The 25937-nt window shown below is 36.9% G+C and carries 11 protein-coding genes, 2 tRNA genes, 3 rRNA genes and 7 pseudogenes; 11 read left to right on the forward strand and 12 right to left on the reverse strand.

All coding sequences use genetic code 11. The annotated features are described in order from the left end of the window. The first annotated feature begins 8 nt into the window (after positions 1-8). Positions 9-2155, forward strand: a pseudogene (scpA, locus tag ACQ9BO_RS23860) (methylmalonyl-CoA mutase). A gap of 55 nt (positions 2156-2210) precedes the next feature. Here the strand turns inward: scpA and ACQ9BO_RS23865 are convergent. From ACQ9BO_RS23865 to dapF, 4 genes and pseudogenes are all read right to left on the reverse strand, one after another. Then, positions 2211-2853 (reverse strand): annotated as a pseudogene (locus ACQ9BO_RS23865) (peptidoglycan-binding protein LysM). Positions 2854-3381: 528 nt separating this feature from the next. Beyond that, positions 3382-4430 (reverse strand): annotated as a pseudogene (gene mltG, locus ACQ9BO_RS23870) (endolytic transglycosylase MltG). Beyond that, positions 4431-4964: a GNAT family N-acetyltransferase gene (locus ACQ9BO_RS23875; protein ID WP_431242758.1), complete on the reverse strand. Its 534-nt coding sequence runs from the start codon at positions 4962-4964 to the stop codon at positions 4431-4433. An 85-nt stretch (positions 4965-5049) separates the two neighbouring features. Further along, positions 5050-5832, reverse strand: a complete 783-nt coding sequence (gene dapF / locus ACQ9BO_RS23880; protein ID WP_431242759.1) for a diaminopimelate epimerase — start codon at positions 5830-5832, stop codon at positions 5050-5052. Between the two features lie 170 nt (positions 5833-6002). On the opposite strand from dapF, the pseudogene ACQ9BO_RS23885 reads away from it, so the two are divergent. Both ACQ9BO_RS23885 and ACQ9BO_RS23890 read left to right on the forward strand, forming a co-directional pair. Continuing rightward, positions 6003-7402 (forward strand): annotated as a pseudogene (locus ACQ9BO_RS23885) (Do family serine endopeptidase). Between the two features lie 216 nt (positions 7403-7618). Next, positions 7619-9068 (forward strand): annotated as a pseudogene (locus ACQ9BO_RS23890) (glyceraldehyde-3-phosphate dehydrogenase). Positions 9069-9207: 139 nt separating this feature from the next. On the opposite strand, the gene ACQ9BO_RS23895 reads toward ACQ9BO_RS23890, so the two are convergent. Then, a complete protein-coding gene (locus ACQ9BO_RS23895) occupies positions 9208-9648 on the reverse strand; it encodes an Lrp/AsnC family transcriptional regulator (protein ID WP_431242760.1) in 441 nt (146 codons plus the stop codon). A gap of 161 nt (positions 9649-9809) precedes the next feature. Between ACQ9BO_RS23895 and ald the strand changes: the two genes are divergently transcribed. Next, complete coding sequence (gene ald, locus ACQ9BO_RS23900) at positions 9810-10928, forward strand: alanine dehydrogenase (protein ID WP_431242761.1); 1119 nt, start codon at positions 9810-9812, stop codon at positions 10926-10928. A 136-nt stretch (positions 10929-11064) separates the two neighbouring features. On the opposite strand, the gene pafA is transcribed toward ald, so the two are convergent. The 7 genes from pafA to ACQ9BO_RS23935 form a co-directional block, all read right to left on the reverse strand. Then, positions 11065-12690, reverse strand: a complete 1626-nt coding sequence (gene pafA / locus ACQ9BO_RS23905) for an alkaline phosphatase PafA (protein ID WP_431242762.1) — start codon at positions 12688-12690, stop codon at positions 11065-11067. Positions 12691-13053: 363 nt separating this feature from the next. After that, a 5S ribosomal RNA gene (gene rrf / locus ACQ9BO_RS23910) occupies positions 13054-13163 on the reverse strand. 172 nt (positions 13164-13335) lie between these two features. Continuing rightward, positions 13336-16219: ribosomal RNA gene (locus tag ACQ9BO_RS23915) — 23S ribosomal RNA — on the reverse strand. Between the two features lie 127 nt (positions 16220-16346). After that, a tRNA-Ala gene (locus ACQ9BO_RS23920) sits at positions 16347-16420 on the reverse strand. A gap of 107 nt (positions 16421-16527) precedes the next feature. Beyond that, positions 16528-16601: transfer RNA gene (locus ACQ9BO_RS23925), tRNA-Ile, on the reverse strand. Positions 16602-16727: 126 nt separating this feature from the next. Beyond that, positions 16728-18243: ribosomal RNA gene (locus ACQ9BO_RS23930) — 16S ribosomal RNA — on the reverse strand. The 16S, 23S and 5S rRNA genes sit together here with 2 tRNA genes alongside, the layout of an rRNA operon. 336 nt (positions 18244-18579) lie before the next feature. Beyond that, positions 18580-18771 carry a hypothetical protein gene (locus ACQ9BO_RS23935; RefSeq protein ID WP_431242763.1) on the reverse strand — a complete coding sequence of 64 codons (192 nt, stop codon included), beginning with the start codon at positions 18769-18771 and terminating at the stop codon, positions 18580-18582. A 617-nt stretch (positions 18772-19388) separates the two neighbouring features. Between ACQ9BO_RS23935 and thrS the strand changes: the two genes are divergently transcribed. From thrS to ACQ9BO_RS23970, 7 genes and pseudogenes are all read left to right on the forward strand, one after another. Beyond that, complete coding sequence (gene thrS, locus ACQ9BO_RS23940; protein ID WP_431242764.1) at positions 19389-21335, forward strand: threonine--tRNA ligase; 1947 nt, start codon at positions 19389-19391, stop codon at positions 21333-21335. Positions 21336-21403: 68 nt separating this feature from the next. Continuing rightward, positions 21404-21904: pseudogene (gene infC, locus ACQ9BO_RS23945) on the forward strand (translation initiation factor IF-3); the annotation flags it as partial. Between the two features lie 97 nt (positions 21905-22001). Then, on the forward strand, positions 22002-22199 hold the full coding sequence (gene rpmI, locus ACQ9BO_RS23950; protein WP_026727505.1) for a 50S ribosomal protein L35: 198 nt from the start codon (positions 22002-22004) through the stop codon (positions 22197-22199). Positions 22200-22353: 154 nt separating this feature from the next. Next, positions 22354-22697: pseudogene (gene rplT, locus ACQ9BO_RS23955) on the forward strand (50S ribosomal protein L20). A gap of 151 nt (positions 22698-22848) precedes the next feature. Continuing rightward, a complete protein-coding gene (locus ACQ9BO_RS23960) occupies positions 22849-23421 on the forward strand; it encodes a Crp/Fnr family transcriptional regulator (RefSeq protein ID WP_431242765.1) in 573 nt (190 codons plus the stop codon). 79 nt (positions 23422-23500) lie between these two features. Beyond that, entirely contained in the window at positions 23501-23935 is a 435-nt protein-coding gene (locus ACQ9BO_RS23965; RefSeq protein WP_431242766.1) for a carboxymuconolactone decarboxylase family protein, read from the forward strand. A gap of 410 nt (positions 23936-24345) precedes the next feature. Further along, complete coding sequence (locus ACQ9BO_RS23970; protein WP_431242767.1) at positions 24346-25824, forward strand: tetratricopeptide repeat-containing sensor histidine kinase; 1479 nt, start codon at positions 24346-24348, stop codon at positions 25822-25824. Positions 25825-25937 lie beyond the last annotated feature (113 nt).

Below are 25937 nucleotides of genomic sequence, written 5' to 3' on the forward strand. Positions count from 1 at the left end.
AAGTGTCTATGATAAGAAAAGACCTTAAACATATTAACCTTGAAAGTCTAAAGTCTAAAATTGATCCCGAAGCCTCGGGACAAAAGCTAGAAAATTTGACAAACAATTTCATGACTGCTGAGGGAATCGAAGTCAAAAAAGATATTCTGAAAAAGATATTGAAGATTTGGAATTTCTTGATTTCGGAGCTGGTTTTGCGCCTAATTTACGTGGGCCGTACGCAACAATGTACGTTCGTCGTCCATGGACCATTCGTCAATATGCAGGATTTTCGACCGCAGAAGAAAGCAATGCTTTTTACAGAAGAAATCTAGCCGCAGGACAAAAAGGATTATCCATTGCATTTGATTTACCGACACATCGCGGCTACGACTCCGATCACGAACGCGTAGTTGGCGATGTTGGAAAAGCCGGAGTTGCCATTGATTCTGTCGAAGATATGAAAGTATTATTTGATCAGATTCCATTGGATGAAATGTCGGTATCCATGACCATGAATGGCGCTGTTTTGCCAATTATGGCATTTTATATTGTTGTCGCTGAAGAACAAGGAGTTCCTCTAAATAAACTGTCAGGAACGATTCAGAATGACATTTTGAAGGAATTTATGGTGCGTAATACTTATATTTATCCGCCAGCGCCTTCGATGAAAATCATTGCTGATATTTTTGAATTTACGAGCAAAAAAATGCCAAAATTCAATTCGATTTCCATTTCAGGTTATCATATGCAGGAAGCTGGCGCAACTGCTGATATTGAATTAGCATATACGCTGGCAGACGGTTTAGAATATATTAGGACTGGACTATCAACCGGAATGACAATTGATGATTTTGCCCCTCGCCTTTCTTTCTTTTGGGCTATCGGAATGAATCACTTTATGGAAATTGCTAAAATGAGAGCTGGCCGAATGATTTGGGCAAAATTATTACAGCAATTCAACCCAAAAAGCGATAAATCATTAGCTCTTAGAACACATTGCCAAACCAGTGGTTGGAGTTTAACTGAACAAGATCCGTTTAATAATGTTGCCAGAACTTGTATCGAAGCCACTGCTGCCGCTTTTGGAGGAACGCAATCTTTGCATACAAATGCACTAGATGAAGCAATTGCCTTACCAACAGATTTTTCTGCTAGAATTGCTCGTAATACGCAAATCTTTCTACAAGAAGAAACAAAGATTACCAAAACGGTCGATCCATGGGCAGGAAGTTATTATGTTGAAAGTTTGACAAATGAAATTTTGGAAAACACTTGGAAACTGATCGAAGAAGTTGAAGAATTAGGTGGTATGACAAAAGCCATAGAAGCTGGAATTCCAAAACTTCGAATTGAAGAAGTCATGGCAAGAAAACAAGCCCGAATAGACAGTGGACAAGACATTATTGTTGGTGTAAACAAATTTAGATTAGAAAAAGAAGATCCGCTTCATATTTTAGATGTTGACAACCAGATGGTGCGTAAACAGCAAATTGAGCGTCTTACCGAAATAAAAGCAAAAAGAAATACTGAAAAAGTAAATCAATCACTGGAAAAATTAATTCATTGTGCCAAAACTGGACAAGGAAACTTACTGGAAATTGCTGTTGAAGCCGCTCGTGAAAGAGCTACTTTGGGTGAAATTAGCGATGCTCTGGAAAGTATTTTTGGCCGATTCAAAGCACAAATTAAATCCTTTAGCGGTGTGTATAGTGCGGCAATAAAAAATGATGAGAATTTTGAAAAAGCAAAACAATTAGCTGATGCTTTTGCCAAACAAGAAGGAAGACGTCCAAGAATAATGATTGCCAAAATGGGGCAAGACGGACATGACCGTGGTGCAAAAGTGGTAGCAACGGGTTATGCAGATGTTGGCTTTGATGTCGATATAGGTCCCCTCTTTCAAACTCCTGCCGAAGCGACAAAACAAGCCGTTGAAAATGATGTTCATATTTTAGGAGTTTCATCATTGGTCGCTGGCCATAAAACTTTAGTGCCACAAGTAATTGAAGAATTGAAGAAACATGGACGCGAAGATATAATGGTTATTGTAGGTGGCGTAATTCCGGTCCAGGACTATCAATATTTGTTTGATGCTGGTGCTGTTGCCATTTTTGGTCCAGGAACCAAAATCAGCGAAGCAACAATTCAAATTTTAGAAATATTAATTGATTAAATCGCATAAAAAATCCCGAATTGAAATTGAATTCGGGATTTTTTATGCTTTTTTATTAGATCTTATGTATTGTCGCATTACTATCTGCCACAATATAAGAAAGATCATAACCTCCAAAGTCCTTCATATAACTTTTTAATGACGTTCCGTAAGCATCTCTAAAATGCCTATTCCCTTTATTCTTAAAAAAGTTTTTTACTGAACCAGCTCCACCAAGATGCGCTTACTGCTAAAATTCCGGATTCGGTAATCTCAATACCATTAATTACTTTTCCTTCGTACTTTGCAATTTCATAACGCAAAATCCATTTGTTTTTGGATAATAATGCAATGAAAGCTTTCTCTTGTAGTGCAGGATCCTTTAAAAAGGCTTTGTTGTTTTTTATACCGATAGCTCTTAGGGCTTCAGAACCAAATTGGTATTTTCCCATATAACCAAGTGAATTTACCAATCGGTATTTTCCTTGAGATTCTTTGAAAGCAACTGCTTCTTTAAAACCTATTAAATGATTTCCTGTGTATGGGACATTGGTATTAGGATAATCATCCTTTTCTTGTGATGGAAATATGTATTCGGTTCCATCTGTTTTTTCTGTTAAAAACCAAGGTTCGGTTTTTACTTTGAAGGGTTTAAAACCCAAACTTAAAAATGTAATAATAACGACTAAACTCGCATAAAAATACCACTTCTTTATCATAAAATGTTTTTCTTCAAAACGCTGTCACCTTTTTGAAATTTCTACGATGCAAAGATAAGGAATACAAAAAAACTCAGTAAATCAACACTTTACGAGTTTTGGCAAATTTTAAAATCTTTCGAACCCCCTGTGATAATGCAGTTTTCGGAAGATTTCGCAAAAACTAAATAGCGCGGAAATACAACCAAAATAAAAATCCAAAAAACGTCATTTTTATCAATTTTTTATCAAATTCGTTAAATTTATAAGATAAAACTTATGTTATTTTGCAATTTAGTAGCTTAAATTTAGTTTTGTTTTCTAAAACTAACATAAAATTCACAAGATAAAAGCTACAAAAAAGGATTTTTTAAGCTTTTTTTGAACGCAAAACTGCTTTCATAGATCAAAAAACTTCTGAGAAACAAGCTTATTTGTACGAAAAAACACTATTCTAAAAAATCATATTTTTTACGATTTCGAGAAAAAAACATAAAAAAACCGATGCATTTTTGCATCGGTCTTGATTCATTTTTTTGTAATGATTTTTTATCTTGTTACACCTTGACTTGCAATCCAGTCAGAATACTTTTTAGCATTTATATTATGTTCTGCTAAAGTAGAAGCAAATTCATGATAACCAAAACGATCAACGCTTGCACAAAAATAAATATAATCGTTTTTCTCAGGATTTAAAACTGCGTCAAGAGCTGTAATATCAGGCATTGCAATTGGTCCCGGAGGAAGCCCTGTGTTTACATATGTGTTATATGGAGATCTCATAACCAAATCATTATAAAAAACTCTCTTGATTACTTGGTCAAAATTATTATCTCTTAATTTCAAAGCATAAATTACAGTCGGATCTGCCTGAAGTGGCATATCTAAACGCAAACGGTTTAAATAAACTCCAGCAATACGTGGTCTCTCATCTTTCTTCACAGACTCTTTATGTACAATTGATGCCAAAATAGTAGCTTGAACTGGAGTAAGACCTTGTTTTTTAGCTTTCGCGATTCTTTCGTCAGTCCAAAATTTATGGTATTCCTTAATCATTTTATCACGGAATTTCTCAGCTGAAGTATTCCAATAAATTTCATAAGTATTTGGAATAAACATGGCAAATACATTGTCTTCATTGAAACCATTCTGCGCCATGAAAGTAGAATCTTTAATCGCTTTTAATAAAGATAAACTGTCTGCTTCGATTTCTGAACCAACTCTTCCTGCAAAATTTTCTAAACGCTCTTGATTATTAAAAGCTAATTTAACAGGAACATTTGAACGCATTGCGCGAACCAAATCGATATTATTCATACCATTTTTTAATAAAAAACGACCTGATTTTACATTTTCTGGATAGCTTCTTTTGCTTGCTACCAATTCAAAATTATCGAAATTCTTAATATAAGGCTCTAATATTTTTTTACGTCGGTGTAGTTTGCTCCAGTTGGAACATAAACATAAAGTTCTTTTTCTTCAAATTTAGTATTAGAACTAAAAATTCTGCTGATTAAGATGAATCCGTAAATTAATAATACTGAGATTATTGCAACGGCAGTTATGGTGATTATTTTTTTAAGCTCAAAGTTTAAAATTTAAATTTGTTTGTTAATTAATTGAAAAATTGCTTCATCTTGATAGTGGTTATTTAGCAAAATCCAATCTTTTTTAATTCCTATTTTCTCAAAACCAAATTTAGTAAAAAGAGCTGTACTAGCTACATTTCCTACATTAATATTTGCATAAAGCTGATGCAGATTTAAATTAAAAAAAGCGTATTTAATTAAAAGTTCTAATGCCTCAGAACCAATATTTTGCCCTCTATTTTCATTTTTTTGAATCACAATTCCAATTCCAGCTCGGTTATTCTTTGGATCAAATTCAAATAAATCGATCAATCCAATTGCCGGAAAATCCTCGTCTTGACAAATTGCCAAACGCAATTGCTTTGCTTCATAAATATCTTGTTGCGCGTTTTCGAGATATTGCCTAATCAAATAACGACTATAAGGCGTATTTGTATTGCTAACTTCCCAAATGCTTTGATCATTTTCCATTTCATACACAAACTCCAAATCATTTGGTTCTAATGCACGCAAATAAATATTTTCGCCTTTGAGTGTTATCATTTGACAATTTTAGATTTTAGAATTTGGATTTTGGATTGTTGCTTTTGAAAATTGTCTTAGACTTCGCTCAGACTGACATTATTGATTATATTTCTATCGTACCTTTAAAAACAAATTTTGCTGGTCCAGTTAAGAAAACATTTGAAAAATGTTCTCCTAATTTATCAAATGAAACAACTAGCTTTCCTCCTTCAACATTTAAATTAATTGACGTTTTATCCGTTTGCCCAATTGCATTCATCGCGATTGCAACTGCTGTTGCGCCGGTTCCACATGCCAAGGTTTCATCTTCAACACCTCTTTCATAAGTACGAAGCGAAAAAGTATCTTCATCAATTTTTTTAACGAAATTGATGTTGCTTCCTTTCTCTCCATATAAAGCGCCATAACGAATAGCCGCTCCATTTTCTTTCACATTGTATTGTTCTAAATTTTCAACAATCTGAACATGATGCGGAGAACCTGTATTCAAAAAAGTATGCGAATCGTGTTTTTGAATTTCGTCAACATCAATCATTTGCAATGAAACAATCGAATCCTTATTTACAGAAGCATGATGCAGTCCATCAGTAGCAATAAAAGTTGTTTTGTCGTTTATAACTCCAAGCTGATTGGCAAAAGCTACGAGACAACGACCGCCATTTCCGCACATTGAGCTTTCATTTCCGTCTGAGTTGTAATAAACCATTCTGAAATCAGTTTCAGAATCATTTTCTAATAAAATAAGGCCATCAGCACCAATGCCAAAACGTCTGTCGCAGAGGCGTTCAATTAGTTGAATGTCTTCTTTTGGAAAAAAATTAGAACGATTGTCAATCATCACAAAATCATTCCCTGTACCTTGATATTTATAAAATTCTATTTGCATTTTTTAGTGGTTAAGAAATGCAAAAGTACGAAGAAACTGCGAAGATTAATTAATGAAATGTTAATCATTGTTAAAGAGCGTTAAACCATTTTTCCAAATAATTTTTTGAAGTAATTTTACGTTAATAAACATGAAACTTTAATTCTAATAACTTAATTACAAATTCTAATATGAAAAGATTTTCAGCCTTATTTTTAGTGTCATTATTGAGTGGTGCTATTACTCTTGGTGCTTACAAGTTATTATTTGAAAGCAACAATTCTTTTTTGGTAAAGGAAATTCTGTTGTAACTCTCGCTCCTAATTCTTATGGAAAAAATGTTGGTTTAGGAGCTGAAACATTAGATTTTACCGAAGCCGCAGACAAAACTATTCATACCGTTGTTCACGTAAAAAATGTTTCTAGAAGAACTGTCAACAATCCAATGCTTGAGTTTTTCTACGGTTACGGCGGACAACAGCAACAAGAACAAGTAGGAACTGGTTCTGGTGTAATTATTTCTGAAGACGGATATATTGTTACAAACAATCACGTAATTAAAGACGCTACAGAAATCGAAATTACTTTAAACAATAAAAAATCATACAAAGCGAAATTAATCGGTACCGATTCAAAAATGGATATTGCCCTTTTGAAAATCAATGCTGATGAAAAACTTCCTTACACTGCTTTTGCAAATTCTGACAATGTAAAAGTAGGCGAATGGGTCTTGGCAGTTGGAAATCCTTATAACTTGACTTCAACTGTAACTGCAGGAATTGTTTCGGCGAAAGCCAGAAATTTAGACCAAAGCGGCATCCAATCTTTCATTCAAACTGATGCGGCGGTAAACCCTGGTAATAGCGGTGGAGCGTTAGTAAATGCAAGAGGCGAATTGATTGGAATTAACACTATGATTTCTTCAATGACAGGTTCTTATGTTGGCTATTCTTTCGCAGTTCCCTCAAACATTGCCAGAAAAATTATTGAAGATATAATGGAGTATGGAAATGTTCAAAGAGGTATTCTTGGAGTTGAAGGAGGCGAATTAAATGCAACTGCTTCAAAAGAATTAGGAGTAACAGAAACGCAAGGGTTTTATATTAACCGAGTTTCTAAAAATTCTGGAGCCGAAAAAGCAGGTTTAACTAAAGGCGACATTATCGTAAAACTTGATGATCAAAATATTTCGACTTATGCAGATCTTTCAGGATATATCAATACAAAAAGACCAAATGACGTTGTAAAAGTTACTTATATTAAGGACGGAAAAACGAAAACAGTTCCTGTAACTTTAAGCAAAAATGAATTTTATAGTGCAGAATTTAAAGGTATCGAATTAGAAAATATTGATGCTGTTGATAAGAAAAAATTCAGAATAGATTATGGTGTTAAAATTAAGAACATCACGAATGAAAATTTAATGCAGTATCAAAATGAGTTACAAGGAAATATTATTCTAAGTATTGATAATGTAAAAGCAACAAACGTTGAGACCGTTTCAAAACTGTTGAGCAAAAAAGACGAAGGCCAAAGTGTTCGAATTGAAATGATAAACAGAAACGGAGAAATCTTTAGAATTATAATTTAAATCTCAGTTTTCGGTCTCAGTTTTCAGCTACTAAAAATTGCAAACTGTGACTGCGACTGTGACTGAAAACTTCAAAAAAAGCCATCTTAATAAAATAAGGTGGCTTTTTTTATTTCAAAAATAAATGCTAAAATAGTTTACGAAATCGATTGAAATAGATACTTTTGCGCAAAATTTTAAAATAGTGAGCATTTTATTTTTTCAATTTAGTCAATTATGAGCAAAAAATCCTTGTACCAAAAAGAGGTATCATTACAAGTCGACCGAAGAAGAGCTGGTGTCGAATTAATCAAAGTTATAAGTGATTTATGGTATGACAAATCCATTGAAATGGTTTTATTTAAAAACCAATTATTGGACAAAAATGTCAGCGATATAATCAACCTGCATCAATATGCTGGTGAATTTGTTGGAAAACCAATAACCATTTTTGATTCGGTTGAAATTGCAAAAGTTGTTTTATCATTAGATTTGCCTCCTGCAAAAATAGATTTGGGAAAATTAACTTACGAATATCGTTTAGAAGATGAAAAATATCCAGACGCAAGATATTTTGTAATGGATAAATTAAAGAAAGCTAAATCTTCAGAAGAAATTCAGCCAAAAGATGTTGTTTTGTATGGTTTTGGGAGAATTGGACGTTTGTTAGCGAGAGAATTAATGTCAAAAACCGGAAAAGGAAATCAATTACGTTTGAGAGCAATTGTTACACGTGACAAGAATGATATCTCGAGTCTAGAGAAACGAGCTTCTCTATTACGTTATGATTCAATTCACGGAGATTTTCAAGGATCTGTGACTGCCGATACGAAAAATAATGCTTTAATCATCAACGGAACTACAGTTCATGTCATTACCGCAAATTCTCCTGAAGAAATTGATTATACCCAATACGGAATCAATGACGCATTAGTTATTGACAATACAGGTGTTTTCACTACTGAAGAAGCTTTAAAAAGACATTTATCTTCAAAAGGAGCAAGTAAAGTTTTATTAACTGCTCCTGGAAAAGGCATTCCAAATATTGTTCATGGCGTAAATCATAATGATTTTAATCCAGACGAAATTGATATTTTTTCTGCGAGCATCTTGTACGACTAATGCAATCACTCCAGTTTTGAAAGCGATTGAAGATACATTGGGAGTTGCAAAAGGGCATTTAGAGACTATTCATGCTTATACGAATGACCAAAATTTGGTTGACAATATGCACAGAAAATACCGTCGTGGAAGAGCTGCTGCTTTAAACATGGTAATTACTGAAACTGGCGCAGGAAGCGCTGTAGCAAAAGCATTGCCATCATTAGAAGGAAAATTAACTTCCAATGCTATTCGCGTTCCTGTTCCTAATGGATCTCTTGTAGTTTTAAATTTAGAAGTTAAAAAAACAACTTCGATTTCGGCAGTAAACAAAATCATGAAAAAATACGCTCTTGAAGGAGAACTTGTTGAGCAAATTAAATATTCTTTGAATAATGAATTAGTGTCATCAGATATTGTAGGTACATCTGCGCCTTCAATTTATGACAGCAATGCTACAATTGTCTCAAAAGATGGAAAAAACATCGTACTCTACATTTGGTACGACAATGAATATGGCTACAGTCATCAAGTAATTCGTCTTGCAAAATATATCGCAAAAGTAAGACGCTTTACATACTATTAATAAAAAACCAACCATTAAATAAAACCAAAACCAACTATTTCTAAAAGCCATCAAGTTTTCTTGGTGGCTTTTTTTGCTTCTTTTCAAATAGGAAGAACCGTTGTGCTTTTTACTTCAGAAATGACAAAAACAGTATTGATTAACGAAACTTCAGGCAAAACAGATAATTTTTTTGATGAAAATGATGATAGCTTTCCATGTCAGGAATGATAATCTTCAACATATAATCAAAATTCCCAGAAACATAATTGCATTCGACAACCTCAGGCATTTCTAAAATAGCTTGATTAAATCCTTCAGAAGTATCATAAGTTTGTTTTGTCAAAGTAACTTGACAATAAACTGTAAGATTGTTTCCTAATTTTTTCTTGTTTAAAATCGAAACATATTTCTCTATAACACCTTCTTTTTCAAGACGTTTTACCCTATCATGAACTGGCGTAAGAGACAAGTTTATTTTATTAGCAATGTCTTTTAGTGTATAATGTGCATTTTCTTGCAAAAGACGTAAGATTTTTTTGTCAATATCATCTAAAATCATAGCGAAAACGTTTTCTTTAATTAATAAAAATTTAGTCATTTTTTCTCTTTTGAGAAACTTAAAGACACTCAAACAGAAAATATTTCTGTAAAAATATAAAATAAAATAATATTTTCTTATTTATAAGTCCATTATCAATAATATATTCTCTATGAGTAGCTTTGTAAAACAAATTCTAGAAAACAAAAAATATAACAATTATGATAATAGGTGTTCCAAAAGAAATCAAAAACAATGAAAATCGTGTAGCATTAACTCCAGCTGGTGTTTCTGAAATGAAAAAACACGGACATGTTGTTTATGTACAATCAACTGCAGGTTTAGGAAGTGGATTTAGCGATGAAGAGTATGCAAATGCTGGTGCAGTAGTTTTAGGAACTATTGAAGAAGTTTATGCAATTGCAGAAATGATCATCAAAGTAAAAGAGCCAATTGCATCTGAATATCCATTGATTAAAAAAGATCAATTATTATTTACTTATTTCCACTTTGCTTCATCAGAAGAATTAACGCATGCAATGCTTGAGAAAGGTGCAGTTTGTTTAGCTTATGAAACAGTTGAAAAAACAGATCGTAGTTTACCATTATTAGTACCAATGTCTGAAGTTGCAGGTCGTATGGCAATTCAACAAGGAGCAAAATATCTAGAAAAACCATTAAAAGGAAGAGGAATTCTTTTAGGTGGTGTTCCAGGTGTTCCGCCAGCAAAAGTATTAGTTTTAGGTGGAGGAATCGTAGGAACTCAAGTCGCAAAAATGGTCGCAGGTTTAGGTGCACAAGTTACTATTATGGATTTAAGTTTGCCACGTTTACGTCAATTAGACGATATTATGCCAGCAAACGTAAATACTGAAATGTCAAATCACTACAACATTACTAAAGCAATTAAAGATGCTGATTTAGTTGTTGGTGCTGTTTTGATTCCGGGAGCAAAAGCACCTCACTTGATTACGCGTGACATGCTTAAATTAATGCGTCCAGGAGCTGTTGTTGTAGACGTTGCTGTTGACCAAGGAGGATGTATCGAAACTTGTACTCCTACAACACACGAAAACCCAACTTTTATTATTGATGATATTGTTCACTATTGTGTAGCTAATATGCCAGGAGCTGTTCCTTACACTTCTACTTTAGCTTTAACAAATGCAACTTTACCATATGCTGTACAATTAGCAAATAAAGGATGGGAAAAAGCATGTGCAGAAAACGAAGAATTAAGAAAAGGATTAAACGTAGCGAATGGAAAAATCCTTTACAAAGGAGTTGCTGAAGCTTGGAATCTTCCTTACAACGAAGAATTAGTGTTGGCAAACGCATAGTGCTGACATTAAAATAAGTGCTTACTAAAACACTACTAAAAGGCTTTTCTTAATTGAAAAGCCTTTTTTTTAGCACAAAAAAACCAGTCAATCGACTGGTTTAAATTTATATTTATTCTGAATTATTTTTTTGCATTCACAACTTCTTTTTCTCGTCTAAAACTTCCTGCATTACTTTTGCTTCAGTTCCATTAGGAAAAGTGACTTTGATTTTTTGTGCTACTGTTGGAGCAATTTCCGTAATCGCTTTTTTATCGTATGATTCACCCTTTTTGATATGCCATCCGAAAAAGATAGCTGGCACGTGAGTATCATAAGTATAAGGCGTTCCATGAGAAGTTCCCGTAGGTGAATACTCAATATCACCAGGTTTATTTATAACAACCATATCACCATCCTGAGTTACATCATAACCTTTTGCTACAAAGTTTAAATAATAATCATTTCCACTATTCGCAAGAATTTCTTCTTCAGTATAAACTCTTTTAACTTGTGGTTGAGCAATCAAAAATTCTTTAAAAGCTTGTTTTACTTTAGTCAACTCTAAACCTTTGTCCTTAATAATTTGCTTATTGAAGAAAATATTAAAATTAGAATAGTTCAGTAACAAATCAACTCCGAAAGTTTTTACTGAAAAATCTTGAAGACTTTTACGAACATCTTTAGACGGATAATTATCTACATTATATTTACGATCTTTTAAATAAATTACATTTTCAGCACCAGCATGATCTGCAGTTAAAAACAAAAGATAATTCCCCTTACCAACAGTTTTATCTAAATAAGCCAGAAAATCAGCAATAGTTTGATCTAATCTTAAATAAGTATCTTGAAGTTCCATTGAACGAGGTCCAAGTAAATGTCCAACATAATCTGTTGACGAAAAACTTACAGTCAAGAAGTCTGTAACATTATCTTTTCCAAGTTCTTCATTTTCGATTGCTTTTTTAGCAAACTCAGCTAATAAATCATTTCCAAAAGGAGTTGATCTTAAAACACCTGCATCATTTTTCTCATACATTGTTTTTAGATCATAAGGAAAAACTGGCGCCGCACTTCCGTATAATTTGCCTTCATAAGGATTATTATCTGGCAAACTTTCATTGTAAGTTGAAGCTGGTTTGTATAAATCCCATCCTTTATTAATATAAGGCATATAATGCTTTTCATTATTAAATTGAGTTACCCAATCTGGCAATTTTTCACCATAAAAAGTGCTCGAAATAAAAGAACCAGTTTTACTGTACCAAAATGCCCAATTTGCAAAATGGCCCGCTGGTAAAATCGCACCACGATCTTTCAGACTTATTCCAATTACCTTACCTGCGAAATTAGTAGCCATTCTCACTTCGTCAGTAATTGTAGTACTTTGAAGATTTTTAGGAGACATTGCACCTTCTTCCACAGTTCCATCACCAACAGTTTTTACACTGGCATCATCTGTACAGTATGTCTCTTTACCTAAAGTTCTACTAAACCATTCGTTACCAACAATTCCGTGTGTGGCAGGCGTAGTACCAGTATAGATTGAAGCATGACCCGGAGCAGTATAAGTTGGCATATAATTATAATGCATATTTTGAAAAGTAAATCCTTCATTCATTAACCTCTTAAAGCCATTTTGCGTAAAATCATCTGAAAAACGATATAAATATTCCATTTTCATCTGATCTACAACAATACCTACAACCAACTTAGGGCGCCGCTGAGCATTTAAATTTGCAATAACAAACAATGCCAACAATACAATAGTTTTTTTCATACTTTAAATTATATTATTAAAAACAAAAATACAGATTCACATTTAAAAAGGCTAATACAGCTAAGTTTAAAACCTAAAATTGACTTTAATTTAACAGAATTCTGTCATCAAACACATTGACAATATATAAATGATTTATAAAGTAGAAAGAATAATTATGGCGTTTCCCTCCGGGCCGTGCTGTCCGCTGTATCTTTTGCGGAAGAGCTTTCAACGGAGGATGGAAGTTGCGGGTTCCCGCAAAAGGATGCCGCTCCCATCACTAACGCGGCTCCGGCCATAAAAGAAAGTTCCGGTTTTAATGATTCCCCGCAAACCATATAAAACAAAAAACCCCGTCCGAATTGGACAGGGTTTTCAAAAGAAAGGCGACGACATACTCTCCCACAATGATGCAGTACCATCTGCGCAGGCGGGCTTAACTTCTCTGTTCGGGATGGGAAGAGGTGAGCCCCGCCGCAATAACCACCTTAAGGTTTTAAGTGATTAGCTTTTAGTGATTAGCAATTAGCTTTGGACTAATCACTAGTTACTTTTTACTAGTCACTGCTCTTGCGCGAGCTAATATCTTAACATACTGAGACAAAGAAACAATATCCATTATAGAAAGTTCTCTCCCTCCGATTGCTCGGAGGGAAAAGGGATGTACATAAGCTTACGGATTATTAGTACTACTCGACTGTGACATTGTCGCCTTTACATCTGTAGCCTATCAACGTGGTCATCTTCCACGATCCTTAAAAGAAATCTCATCTTGTGGTGGGTTTCGCGCTTATATGCTTTCAGCGCTTATCCCTTCCCAACGTAGCTACTCTGCGGTGCCCCTGGCGGGACAACAGATACACTAGAGGTTGGTCCAATTCGGTCCTCTCGTACTAGAATCAGATCCACTCAAATTTCTAACGCCCGCAGTAGATAGAGACCGAACTGTCTCACGACGTTCTGAACCCAGCTCGCGTGCCACTTTAATGGGCGAACAGCCCAACCCTTGGGACCTTCTCCAGCCCCAGGATGTGACGAGCCGACATCGAGGTGCCAAACCCCCCGTCGATATGAGCTCTTGGGGGAGATCAGCCTGTTATCCCCGGCGTACCTTTTATCCTTTGAGCGATGGCCCTTCCATGCGGAACCACCGGATCACTATGCTCTACTTTCGTACCTGATCGACCTGTATGTCTCTCAGTCAAGCTCCCTTATGCCATTGCACTCTGCGCACGGTTACCAAGCGTGCTGAGGGAACCTTTAGAAGCCTCCGTTACTCTTTTGGAGGCGACCACCCCAGTCAAACTACCCACCAAGCAATGTCCCCCGCGGCCGCGGGGTTAGGCCTCAGATAAACAAAGGGTTGTATTTCAACAATGACTCCACAACGCCTGGCGACGCCGCCTCATAGTCTCCAACCTATCCTACACATCATTTATCCAAGGTCAATACTAAGCTATAGTAAAGGTGCACAGGGTCTTTTCGTCCCACTGCGGGTAAACGGCATCTTCACCGTTACTACAATTTCACCGAGCTCATGGCTGAGACAGTGTCCAGATCGTTACACCATTCGTGCAGGTCGGAACTTACCCGACAAGGAATTTCGCTACCTTAGGACCGTTATAGTTACGGCCGCCGTTTACTGGGGCTTCAATTCAATGCTTCTCCGAAGATAACATCTCCTCTTAACCTTCCAGCACCGGGCAGGTGTCAGGCCCTATACTTCATCTTGCGATTTTGCAGAGCCCTGTGTTTTTGATAAACAGTCGCCTGGACCTCTTCACTGCGGCCCCGCCGTGGGCGGGGCGACCTTTCTCCCGAAGTTACAGGTCTATTTTGCCTAATTCCTTAGCCATGAATCTCTCGAGCACCTTAGGATTCTCTCCTCAACTACCTGTGTCGGTTTGCGGTACTGGTACTAATTACCTGAAGTTTAGAGGTTTTTCTTGGAAGCCCTTAGGCGCACTATCTCTTTGTCCGAAGACTCCGAGTACTATCGTATTTCACCATTCTCTACGGATTTGCCTATAGAGAATATAGCTAGGTACTTCAACGAACTATTCCGTCAGTTCGCGGCGCTTTCATCACTCCGTCACCCCATCACAGTAATTAGTAGTACGGGAATATTAACCCGTCGGCCATCGACTGTCCCTTTCGGGTTCGCCTTAGGACCAGACTAACCCACAGCTGATTAGCATAGCTGTGGAAACCTTAGTTTTTCGGTGTGCGGGTTTCTCGCCCGCATTATCGTTACTTATGCCTACATTTTCTTTTCCGACCGGTCCAGCATGCCTTGCGACACACCTTCAGCCCTGTCGGAATGCTCCCCTACCACTTTGCATTGCCGCAAAATCCATAGCTTCGGTAATATGCTTATGCCCGATTATTATCCATGCTCGTCCGCTCGACTAGTGAGCTGTTACGCACTCTTTAAATGAATGGTCGCTTCCAAGCCAACATCCTAGCTGTCTGGGCAGACAAACCTCGTTCTTTCAACTTAGCATATATTTGGGGACCTTAGCTGATGGTCTGGGTTCTTTCCCTCTCGGACTTGGACCTTAGCACCCAAGCCCTCACTGCTGTGAAACATTATATAGCATTCGGAGTTTGTCAGGAATTGGTAGGCGGTGAAGCCCCCGCATCCAATCAGTAGCTCTACCTCTATATAACTATCATCAGCGCCGCACCTAAATGCATTTCGGGGAGTACGAGCTATTTCCGAGTTTGATTGGCCTTTCACCCCTACCCACAGGTCATCCGAAGACTTTTCAACGTCAACCGGTTCGGTCCTCCACTGTGTGTTACCACAGCTTCAACCTGCCCATGGGTAGATCACACGGTTTCGCGTCTAACACTGCCGACTAAAGCGCCCTATTCAGACTCGCTTTCGGCCGCGGATCCATGGCTTAACCACTTATCCTTGCCGGCAACGTTAACTCGTAGGCTCATTATGCAAAAGGCACGCCGTCACCCCACTTAAGGGCTCCGACCGCTTGTAGGCGCATGGTTTCAGGATCTATTTCACTCCGTTATTCACGGTTCTTTTCACCTTTCCCTCACGGTACTGGTTCACTATCGGTCTCTCAGGAGTATTTAGCCTTAGCGGATGGTCCCGCCGAATTCAGACAGGGTTTCACGTGCCCCGCCCTACTCAGGATACCGCTATCCATTACACTCGTTGCCCATACGGGGCTGTCACCCTCTATGGCGCTCCTTTCCAGAAGCTTCCGGTTCCTTGTGCATGAAATGTCGCGGTCCTACAACCCCAGATATGCCGCAACATGCCTGGTTTGGGCTAATCCGCGTTCGCTCGCCACTACTTACGGAATCACTTTTGTTTTCTTCTCCTCCGCCTACTTAGATGTTTCAGTTCAGCGGGTTTGCCCACCTATCGGTGTGCTATGCCTTCAGCATAGCGGGTTGCCCCATTCGGATATCTGCGGATCGATCTGTGTGTGCCAGTCCCCGCGACTTTTCGCGACTTATCACGTCCTTCTTCGCCTCTGAGAGCCTAGGCATTCCCCATGCGCCCTTGTTTTGCTTATTGTACCAATCTCGTTTTCAAAACGAGACCGTTTTTTTGTTTCCGCCATCGCTGGCAGAAACGCTTTCTACTTTTTGTATTTTTCTTATCTCAATATGTCAATGAACTTTTTCCCGATCCATCGGGATTGTGGAGAATAACGGAGTCGAACCGTTGACCTCCTGCGTGCAAGGCAGGCGCTCTAGCCAGCTGAGCTAATCCCCCATTTTGAATCTCAGATTTTAGAATTCAGATTTTAGATCCCTTGATTCTTCTCTAATCTCTTTTGGCGAATCCCAGCTTCCAGAATTTCCTTTGCTCAAGTCAAATAGTAGTCCCGGGCAGACTCGAACTGCCGACCCCTACATTATCAGTGTAGTACTCTAACCAGCTGAGCTACGAGACTCTGTTTTTCTTAAGTTTTATCATTTTTTTTAAATCGACAGCAAGAGTAGCGCAGTCTTGGATCCCAAACCATCCGGTCCGCATCTTTTTTCCTCAGCGTGTATTGCTACCAACACTAAGGCTCTAGAAAGGAGGTGTTCCAGCCGCACCTTCCGGTACGGCTACCTTGTTACGACTTAGCCCTAGTTACCAGTTTTACCCTAGGCGACTCCTTGCGGTCACCGACTTCAGGCACCCCCAGCTTCCATGGCTTGACGGGCGGTGTGTACAAGGCCCGGGAACGTATTCACCGGATCATGGCTGATATCCGATTACTAGCGATTCCAGCTTCACGGAGTCGAGTTGCAGACTCCGATCCGAACTGTGACCGGCTTTGTAGATTCGCTCCCCCTCGCGGGGTGGTCGCTCTCTGTACCGGCCATTGTAGCACGTGTGTAGCCCAAGGCGTAAGGGCCGTGATGATTTGACGTCATCCCCACCTTCCTCACAGTTTGCACTGGCAGTCTTGCTAGAGTTCCCGACATGACTCGCTGGCAACTAACAACAGGGGTTGCGCTCGTTATAGGACTTAACCTGACACCTCACGGCACGAGCTGACGACAACCATGCGAGCACCTTGTAGACTGTCTTGCGAAAGTTCTGTTTCCAAAACGGTCAGTCTGCATTTAAGCCTTGGTAAGGTTCCTCGCGTATCATCGAATTAAACCACATGCTCCACCGCTTGTGCGGGCCCCCGTCAATTCCTTTGAGTTTCAAACTTGCGTTCGTACTCCCCAGGTGGGATACTTATCACTTTCGCTTAGCCACTGAGGTCGCCCCCAACAGCTAGTATCCATCGTTTACGGCGTGGACTACCAGGGTATCTAATCCTGTTCGCTACCCACGCTTTCGTCCATCAGCGTCAATCCACTGGTAGCAACCTGCCTTCGCAATTGGTATTCCATGTAATCTCTAAGCATTTCACCGCTACACTACATATTCTAGTTGCTTCCCAGTAATTCAAGTCCTGCAGTATCAATGGCCGTTCCACCGTTGAGCGATGGGCTTTCACCACTGACTTACAAGACCGCCTACAGACCCTTTAAACCCAATGATTCCGGATAACGCTTGGATCCTCCGTATTACCGCGTACTGCTGGCACGGAGTTAGCCGATCCTTATTCTTACGGTACCGTCAAGCTCCTACACGTAGGAGTGTTTCTTCCCGTACAAAAGCAGTTTACAATCCATAGGACCGTCATCCTGCACGCAGCATGGCTGGTTCAGGCTTGCGCCCATTGACCAATATTCCTCACTGTCGCCTCCCGTAGGAGTCTGGTCCGTGTCTCAGTACCAGTGTGGGGGATCTCCCTCTCAGGACCCCTACCCATCGTCGCCTTGGTAAGCCGTTACCTTGCCAACTAGCTAATGGGACGCATGCTCATCTTCCACCGTTGTGACTTTAATCGCTTCCCGATGCCGGAAAACGATGCTATGAGGTATTAATCCAAATTTCTCTGGGCTATCCCTCTGTGGAAGGCAGATTGCATACGCGTTACGCACCCGTGCGCCGGTCTCAAAATCCGAAGACTTCTACCCCTCGACTTGCATGTGTTAAGCCTGCCGCTAGCGTTCATCCTGAGCCAGGATCAAACTCTTCATCGTATATTTTAATAATGTATATTCGACGCTTATCTAGTGGTTATATTCGGATCTTCCGATTCCGTTACTCTTATTCTGTTTGTTCCGATTCTCATCGGAACGGCTGTCAATTCAATATGTCTACGAACGTAATTTCTTGTATTCCGCTTGTCTCTCAAAGCGGGTGCAAAACTAAAACTTCTTTTTGTTTCTCGCAAGAAAAACTTGAAAAATTTTGAAACTTTTTTTCGCTTCCATTTTCTCATTTTTCTTTCAATCTCTCAAGGAACTTTCCGTGTTTTGCGGGGTGCAAATGTAGAACGCTTTTTCAAAACCTGCAAGCTTTTTTTGAACTTTTTTTCAGGAATCTCTTCCCGCTTGGTCCGTATTGCCTGCCAGTATTTCTGTGAACGTTTTCGCTGTTGCGGGTGCAAAAGTAGCACCTTTTTCCAGTTGTGCAAGGCTTTTCCAAATGTTTTTTCGGTCTTTTTTTATTTTTCTCCTAACTCGCTGATAACATACAACTTGCATTTCGTATTTTTTTGATCCCATGCAGGAATTTTCTTGTTTTATGCGCGGTTTCGGCAGTTTCTGCCTCTTTTAGGATTCCGTTTTTGATGGGTTTTCAGCTTTTTTGATAATTTTCTGAAGAGATATTAAGTTTTCATCAGCCGGTTTTATGCCACAAAGACGCCAAGACGCCAAGTTTTATCCCTTTTATCCCTGATTCTTCTTCTGAAAACCTATGCCATAGCCCCGATAGCGGCTGAAATCCTTTTGTGCCGGGGTTCGGCACAAAAGATTGGAGCGGATAGCGGGATCAGCTCCTTATATATATCAAGACTGCAATACTGAAATTCCAAATTCGCTCTGTCTTAAAAAAAACACTAAGCAGTCTGTTAATATATTAATATGTATGTCAACCATGTGCATAAGACGCACTGCTGTGCGCCTCTACGGAAGATTGGGACCCAATTCAAACTGTGCATACATATATATGTATAAAAAACAAACCCGACAGGTTTTGGAAAACTGGCGGGTTGTACGAATGAAATCTACTCTTATATATAGATATGTCTAGGTTCTTACATAATAAAGCAATCTTATACATATATATATTGTATGTATTTTTGTAATCATGTATATTTGCATTCACAAAATTATAAACAATGATCAAGATTACTTTACCCGATGGGTCAATTAGAGAGTTCGCTTCGGGCGTAACTCCAATGGAGGTCGCTAAAAACATTAGCGAAGGTTTTGCAAGAAATGTTATTTCTGCATCTTTTAATGGTACAACTATTGAAACCGAGACTCCATTAACGACCGACGGTAATCTTATTTTATATACTTGGAATGATGCTGAAGGCAAAAAAGCTTTCTGGCACTCAACTTCGCACGTGATGGCTCAAGCTCTTGAGGAATTGTATCCTGGAATTAAATTAACTTTGGGACCTGCAATTGCTAACGGCTTCTATTATGATGTAGATTTTGAAGACCAGAAAATTTCTGAGGCTGATTTCAAAAAAATCGAAGATCGTATTCTTGAAATTGCAAGAGGGAAATTTGATTTTAAAATGCGTCCTGTAACTAAAGCAGAAGCATTGGAAATGTACAAAGACAACGTTTACAAGACTGAATTGATTTCTAACCTTGAAGACGGAACAATTACTTTCTGCGATCATTCTACTTTTACCGATTTATGTCGCGGTGGACATATTCCGAATACTGGAATTATCAAAGCTGTAAAAATCATGAGTGTCGCCGGTGCTTACTGGAGAGGCGATGAGAAAAACAAACAGTTGACACGCGTTTACGGAACATCTTTCCCTAAACAAAAAGACTTAACTGAATATCTTGAACTTCTTGAAGAAGCAAAACGTCGTGACCACCGTAAATTAGGAAAAGAACTTGAATTGTTCGCTTTCTCTCAAAAAGTAGGTCAAGGTTTGCCTTTATGGCTTCCAAAAGGAGCCGCACTTAGAGAGCGCTTAGAGCAATTTTTGAAAAGAGCACAAAAGAAAGCAGGATACGAGCAAGTTGTGAGTCCACATATTGGACAAAAGGAGCTTTATGTTACTTCTGGACACTATGCTAAATATGGCGCTGATAGTTTTCAGCCAATTCATACTCCAGCAGAAGGGGAAGAGTTTTTATTGAAACCTATGAACTGCCCTCATCACTGTGAGATTTACAATGTAAGACCTTGGTCATACAAAGATTTACCAAAACGTTATGCTGAATTTGGTACAGTTTATAGATATGAGCAATCTGGCGAATTACATGGTTTAACTCGTGTTAGAGGATTTACTCAGGATGACGCACATATTTTCTGTACTCCAGAACAATTAGATGAAGAGTTCAAAAAAGTAATCGACCTAGTATTATATGTATTTGGTTCATTAGGTTTTGAAAACTTTACTGCTCAAATTTCATTAAGAGACCAAGAAAACAGAGATAAATATATTGGTACAGACGAAAACTGGGAGAAAGCAGAAAACGCTATCATCAATGCGACAAAAGACAAAGGTCTTAATACTGTTGTAGAATATGGTGAAGCCGCATTCTATGGTCCGAAACTAGATTTCATGGTTAAAGACGCTTTGGGAAGACAATGGCAACTAGGAACAATTCAAGTAGATTACAACCTGCCTGAGCGTTTTGATTTGACTTATAAAGGTGCTGATAATGAATTACATCGCCCTGTTATGATTCACAGAGCTCCTTTTGGATCTATGGAACGTTTTATAGCAATTTTACTAGAGCATACAGCAGGAAATTTCCCACTTTGGCTAATGCCTGAGCAAGCTATTATCTTGTCTTTGAGCGAGAAATACGAAAATTATGCTAAAAAAGTTTTAGATTTGCTAGAAAATCACGAAATTCGCGCCCTAATTGACAACCGAAACGAAACTATCGGTAAGAAAATTAGAGATGCAGAAATGCAAAAAATTCCATTTATGCTTATTGTAGGCGAGGAAGAAGAGAAAAACGGTACAATTTCGATTCGTCGTCACGGACAAGAAGGAAAAGGTAATATCACAGTTTCAATCGAAGAATTTGTCGCGATTGTGGACGAAGAAATAAAAAAGACATTAAAAGTATTTACAGTTTAACTTAAATTAGAAAGTCATAGCAATAAGAAGCAACAGAGGTTTTCAACCTCGAGTAGAAAAAAGATGCACACAGAATAAACAATCTTATTCGTGTTCCAGAGGTACGTCTTGTAGGTGAAAATATTGAGCCTGGCGTTTTTAAAATCGCAGATGCGTTACGTTTAGCTGACCAATTTGAATTGGATTTAGTTGAAATTTCGCCAAATGCAGAACCGCCAGTTTGTAAAATCATGGATTACAAGAAATTTGTTTACGAACAAAAGAAAAGAGACAAAGCATTAAAAGCTAAATCTTCTCAAGTTGTTGTAAAAGAAATTCGATTTGGTCCTCAGACTGATGAGCATGATTACGAGTTTAAAAGAAAGAACGCTGAAAAATTCTTGAAAGAGGGAGCTAAATTAAAAGCTTTCGTATTCTTTAAAGGACGTTCTATCATTTACAAAGATCAAGGTCAGATTCTGTTATTGCGTCTTGCTCAAGATTTAGAAGAACATGGTAAAGTTGAAGCTATGCCAGTTCTGGAAGGAAAGAGAATGATCATGTTCATTGCTCCGAAGAAGAAAAAATAGTCTCAGTTTACAGTCTCAGTGTTCAGTTAGGACCTGAGACTTTAAACTTGAAACAAAAAACATAAGTAAGTAAGAATAAATTAAAACACTAGGAAAAATGCCTAAAATGAAAACAAAATCTAGCGCTAAGAAACGTTTTAAAGTTACTGGCTCTGGAAAGATTAAAAGAAAGCATGCTTTTAAAAGTCACATCTTGACTAAAAAATCTAAAAAACGTAAATTAGCTTTGACACACTCAGCGCTAGTTCACCAAACAGATATGAAAAGCATCAAACAACAATTAAGAATTATCTAATTAAGTCGAAAGACGAAAGTTATAAAGTCTAAAGTCATTTTTGATTTTGACTAAAATTCTTTAGGTTAAAAAATTATTTATATAACCTTGGAGTACGGCCATTAAGTTCCTTTGATTCAATTCAGGACGCCTGCTACAAAAACACATTAAAATTATGCCAAGATCGGTAAATTCAGTTGCTAAAAGAGCAAGAAGAAAAAAATAATGAAGCAAGCCAAAGGTTTCTTTGGAAGACGTAAAAACGTTTGGACAGTTGCTAAGAATGCAGTAGAGAAAGCGATGAGCTACGCTTACCGCGATAGAAAACAAAACAAAAGAAATTTCCGTTCATTATGGATTCAACGTATCAACGCTGGAGCTAGATTAGAAGGAATGTCTTATTCTCAATTCATGGGGAAAGTTAAAGCTAACGGAATCGAATTGAACAGAAAAGTTCTTGCTGATTTAGCTATGAACCACCCAGAAGCTTTCAAAGCTATTCTTAATAAAGTAAAATAAACGTTTTATAAACTCAATTTAAGATTACTTACTTATCATAGAAAAACCATCCAGTCAAAACGGGATGGTTTTTTGTTTTAAAGAAGTTTCAAATCTCTTCCTTCAGAAACAAAATTTAAAAAGTAACTTTGTATAAAACCAAAACTTTCTTATGTACAAACCACTTTTTGATCATATTGAAAAATTCATTTCTCTCGAACCTTCAGATATTGATAAATTAGAATCATGCTTAGAAGTTTCCAAAATAAAAAAGAAAGAACATGTATTAAAGGAAGGTCAGGTTTGCAATACGATGTATTTTGTTGTCAAAGGCTGTATGAGACAATATATCATTAATCCTAAAGGAGCCGAACAAACATTACAATTTGGTATTGAAAACTGGTGGATCACTGATTATTTGAGCTACCATAATCACATCCCTTCTAGTTTTTATTTGCAGGCGGTAGAAAACTCAGAAGTTATTGCACTTGATAAAACTGTTTTAGAATCACTACTAATTGAAATTCCAAATCTTGAAAGGTATTTTAGAGTCGTTACTCAAAAGACTTTTGGTGCAATGCAAATGCGAATTAAATTCTTGTTTACAATGTCGGCCGAAGAGAGGTATCATCATTTTAATGATCATTTTCCAGAATTTGTTCAGCGAGTTCCGCAATATATGCTTGCCTCCTACTTGGATTTTTCTGCTGAATTCATGAGTAAGATCAGAGCCGGAAAAGTCTGATTTGAATTTCTTGAAGTAGTTCAAGTTTTTAAAAGCATACATTATTGACCTTTGTAATGAACTTTTAAAACATATAAAAATGAAATCAAGAATTGTTATCCCGCAAGTTGCCCCAGAAGCTTATCAAGCCATGTTAGGATTAGAAAAATATATGGCGACAACTTCATTAACTCCAGTTCATAAAGAGCTTATTAAAATTCGTGCTTCGCAAATAAACGGCTGTGCTTACTGTATTAACATGCATACAGCAGATGCAAGAAAATATGGCGTATCTGAACAACGAATTTATTTATTGAGTGCATGGCGTGAAGCTGATTTTTATTCGGAAGAAGAAAAAGCAATATTAGCTTTGACCGAAGAAATTACTTTAATAAGCAATCATGTTTCTGAAGAAGTTTATCAAAATGCGACCAAATTATTTGATGAAAAATACCTTGCCGAAATCATTTTGGCCATCATCACAATTAATGCTTGGAACAGAATAGGAATTGCAACCGGAATGAGAGCAGAATAATTTTATAAAGATAAATTTTACAATAAATTTCATATCTACAGCCCCTCCTATTCGAGGGTCTGTTTGTATATACCTGTAAATGAGATTTCGAATTATATTTTTTTTAATCAAAAACAAAATACCGTATTTATACGTGGTTGTAAGAAATATAATTTTCTATTTTTGGCGCATGGTTTCAAAAAATACAATTTTCTCTCTATATAATTCTCATTTTCACAGTCTTTTTTGCCTGTCAAAAGAAAAAATATTCTACAGAGGAAATTACAAATAATAAGGTCAAAATAAAAGAGATAATAAATACTGCTGATTCTTTCTACAAGAATAAACAATTAGATAGTGCATTTTATTTTTACAATAAAGCGAGAACAAAATGCGATCCTAATGAAGATGCTAAGACCTACGTTTATTGCATGTATTACATGGCCGAAATTCAACAAGATCATGAAGATTTTATTGGAAGCACTAAGACCGCAACAGAAACAATTCCTTATTTAAATAAAATTAAAGATCCAAATTACGTTTGGAATATCTATAGTGTTTTGGGAAGAAACTATTATTATACTTACGATTATCCAAATGCCATTTCCTATTACTCAAAAGCATTTATTTTAAAAGTTGACAGAATCAATATACTTGAAGCAAAAAATAATATAGCAACAATTTATATAAAACAGCACAAGTACAATGAAGCTCTCCAGATTTTTCTATCAATAAGTAAAGAGAAATTTCTTCAGCAAAAACCAACCTACTATTCAAAAATACTCAATTATATTGGTTATTGTTATTTCAAACTCCAGAATCCTAAAGCCTTGAGTTTTTTTGAAAAGAGTATTCAAATAAAGTCTCAAGCAAAAGACGAAGATGGCTTGGGCAAAACATATTATAATCTTACGGAATACTATAAGAACAATAAGGTTCTATCAATGAAATATGCCAAACTAAGCTACGAGAATTACACGCTATCCGGCAATACCGATGATCGTTTACTTGCCTTAAAATTCATTATAGAAAATACTGATTCGGCTGAAGAGTCAAAAGAAAAAGCTCTTCTTTATATAAGAACGATTGACAGCATTTATGAAATCAGACAAAAAGCTAAAAATCAATTTACAAAAATGAAATATGATTCCAGAACTGAAAAAGAAGAAAACTTAAAACTAAAAGCTCAAAAAATAAAAAACGAACTTCAATTAGAAAAACAGGAACGTAGAAATATCATCTCTTACATCATTATCATATTAGCATTGTGCTTAATTACTATAATTTATTTTTATTTAACCGCTCGAATGAATCGTCAAAAAATAGAAGCAACATATCAGAGCGAAACTCGAATTTCAAAAAAACTTCATGACGAATTAGCAAATGATGTCTACCATGCTCTAGCATTTGTTGAAAGCAAAAATCTTTCTAGCGAAGAAAATAAAAATCACTTACTAACGAAGCTTAATGATATTTATTCAAGAACAAGAAATATTTCAAAGGAAAACAATCCGATTTTAAGCAATCAAAATTATACTTTTCAGCTCAAAGAGATGATTTCGAGATTTAACACATCTAATGTAAATCTGTTGCTTAATGGTTTGGACACAATTTCATGGGATAAAGTTGACAAGATCAAAAAAATATCGGTTTATAGAGCCATACAGGAATTACTTGTAAATATGAAAAAACATAGTGAGGCCAGTTTAGTTGCAATAACTTTTAAAGAAAAAGACAATACCCTTATAATCAATTATACTGATAATGGAAAGGGAATTGATTCTTCCAAAATGACCTTAAAAAACGGATTGCATAACATGGAGCATACAATTCACAAAATCCATGGTGAAATTGATATTCACTCTGATTTAGGAAAAGGTTTTAAAGTTCTAATTAAACTCCCATTATGATAAAGAAGAACTTATTCCGTTTTTTTCGAAAAAACTATATTTTTCTTTGCTTTCCAATCTTTATCATAGTATTGGCATTTAGTTTTTTTACGCAATTTTCTGAAGCAAAAGAG

The organism is Flavobacterium sp. P21, from assembly GCF_050632225.1.
Taxonomy (GTDB): Bacteria; Bacteroidota; Bacteroidia; order Flavobacteriales; family Flavobacteriaceae; genus Flavobacterium.

Excerpts from the sequence above, each read along its gene's own strand:
- ACQ9BO_RS23875 (WP_431242758.1), bottom strand. The coding sequence starts at position 4,964 with ATGATAACACTCAAAGGCGAAAATATTTATTTGCGTGCATTAGAACCA.
- dapF (WP_431242759.1), bottom strand. The coding sequence starts at position 5,832 with ATGCAAATAGAATTTTATAAATATCAAGGTACAGGGAATGATTTTGTG.
- ACQ9BO_RS23895 (WP_431242760.1), bottom strand. The coding sequence starts at position 9,648 with ATGACTAAATTTTTATTAATTAAAGAAAACGTTTTCGCTATGATTTTA.
- ald (WP_431242761.1), top strand. The coding sequence starts at position 9,810 with ATGATAATAGGTGTTCCAAAAGAAATCAAAAACAATGAAAATCGTGTA.
- pafA (WP_431242762.1), bottom strand. The coding sequence starts at position 12,690 with ATGAAAAAAACTATTGTATTGTTGGCATTGTTTGTTATTGCAAATTTA.
- ACQ9BO_RS23935 (WP_431242763.1), bottom strand. The coding sequence starts at position 18,771 with ATGGGATCAAAAAAATACGAAATGCAAGTTGTATGTTATCAGCGAGTT.
- thrS (WP_431242764.1), top strand. The coding sequence starts at position 19,389 with ATGATCAAGATTACTTTACCCGATGGGTCAATTAGAGAGTTCGCTTCG.
- rpmI (WP_026727505.1), top strand. The coding sequence starts at position 22,002 with ATGCCTAAAATGAAAACAAAATCTAGCGCTAAGAAACGTTTTAAAGTT.
- ACQ9BO_RS23960 (WP_431242765.1), top strand. The coding sequence starts at position 22,849 with ATGTACAAACCACTTTTTGATCATATTGAAAAATTCATTTCTCTCGAA.
- ACQ9BO_RS23965 (WP_431242766.1), top strand. The coding sequence starts at position 23,501 with ATGAAATCAAGAATTGTTATCCCGCAAGTTGCCCCAGAAGCTTATCAA.
- ACQ9BO_RS23970 (WP_431242767.1), top strand. The coding sequence starts at position 24,346 with ATGTATTACATGGCCGAAATTCAACAAGATCATGAAGATTTTATTGGA.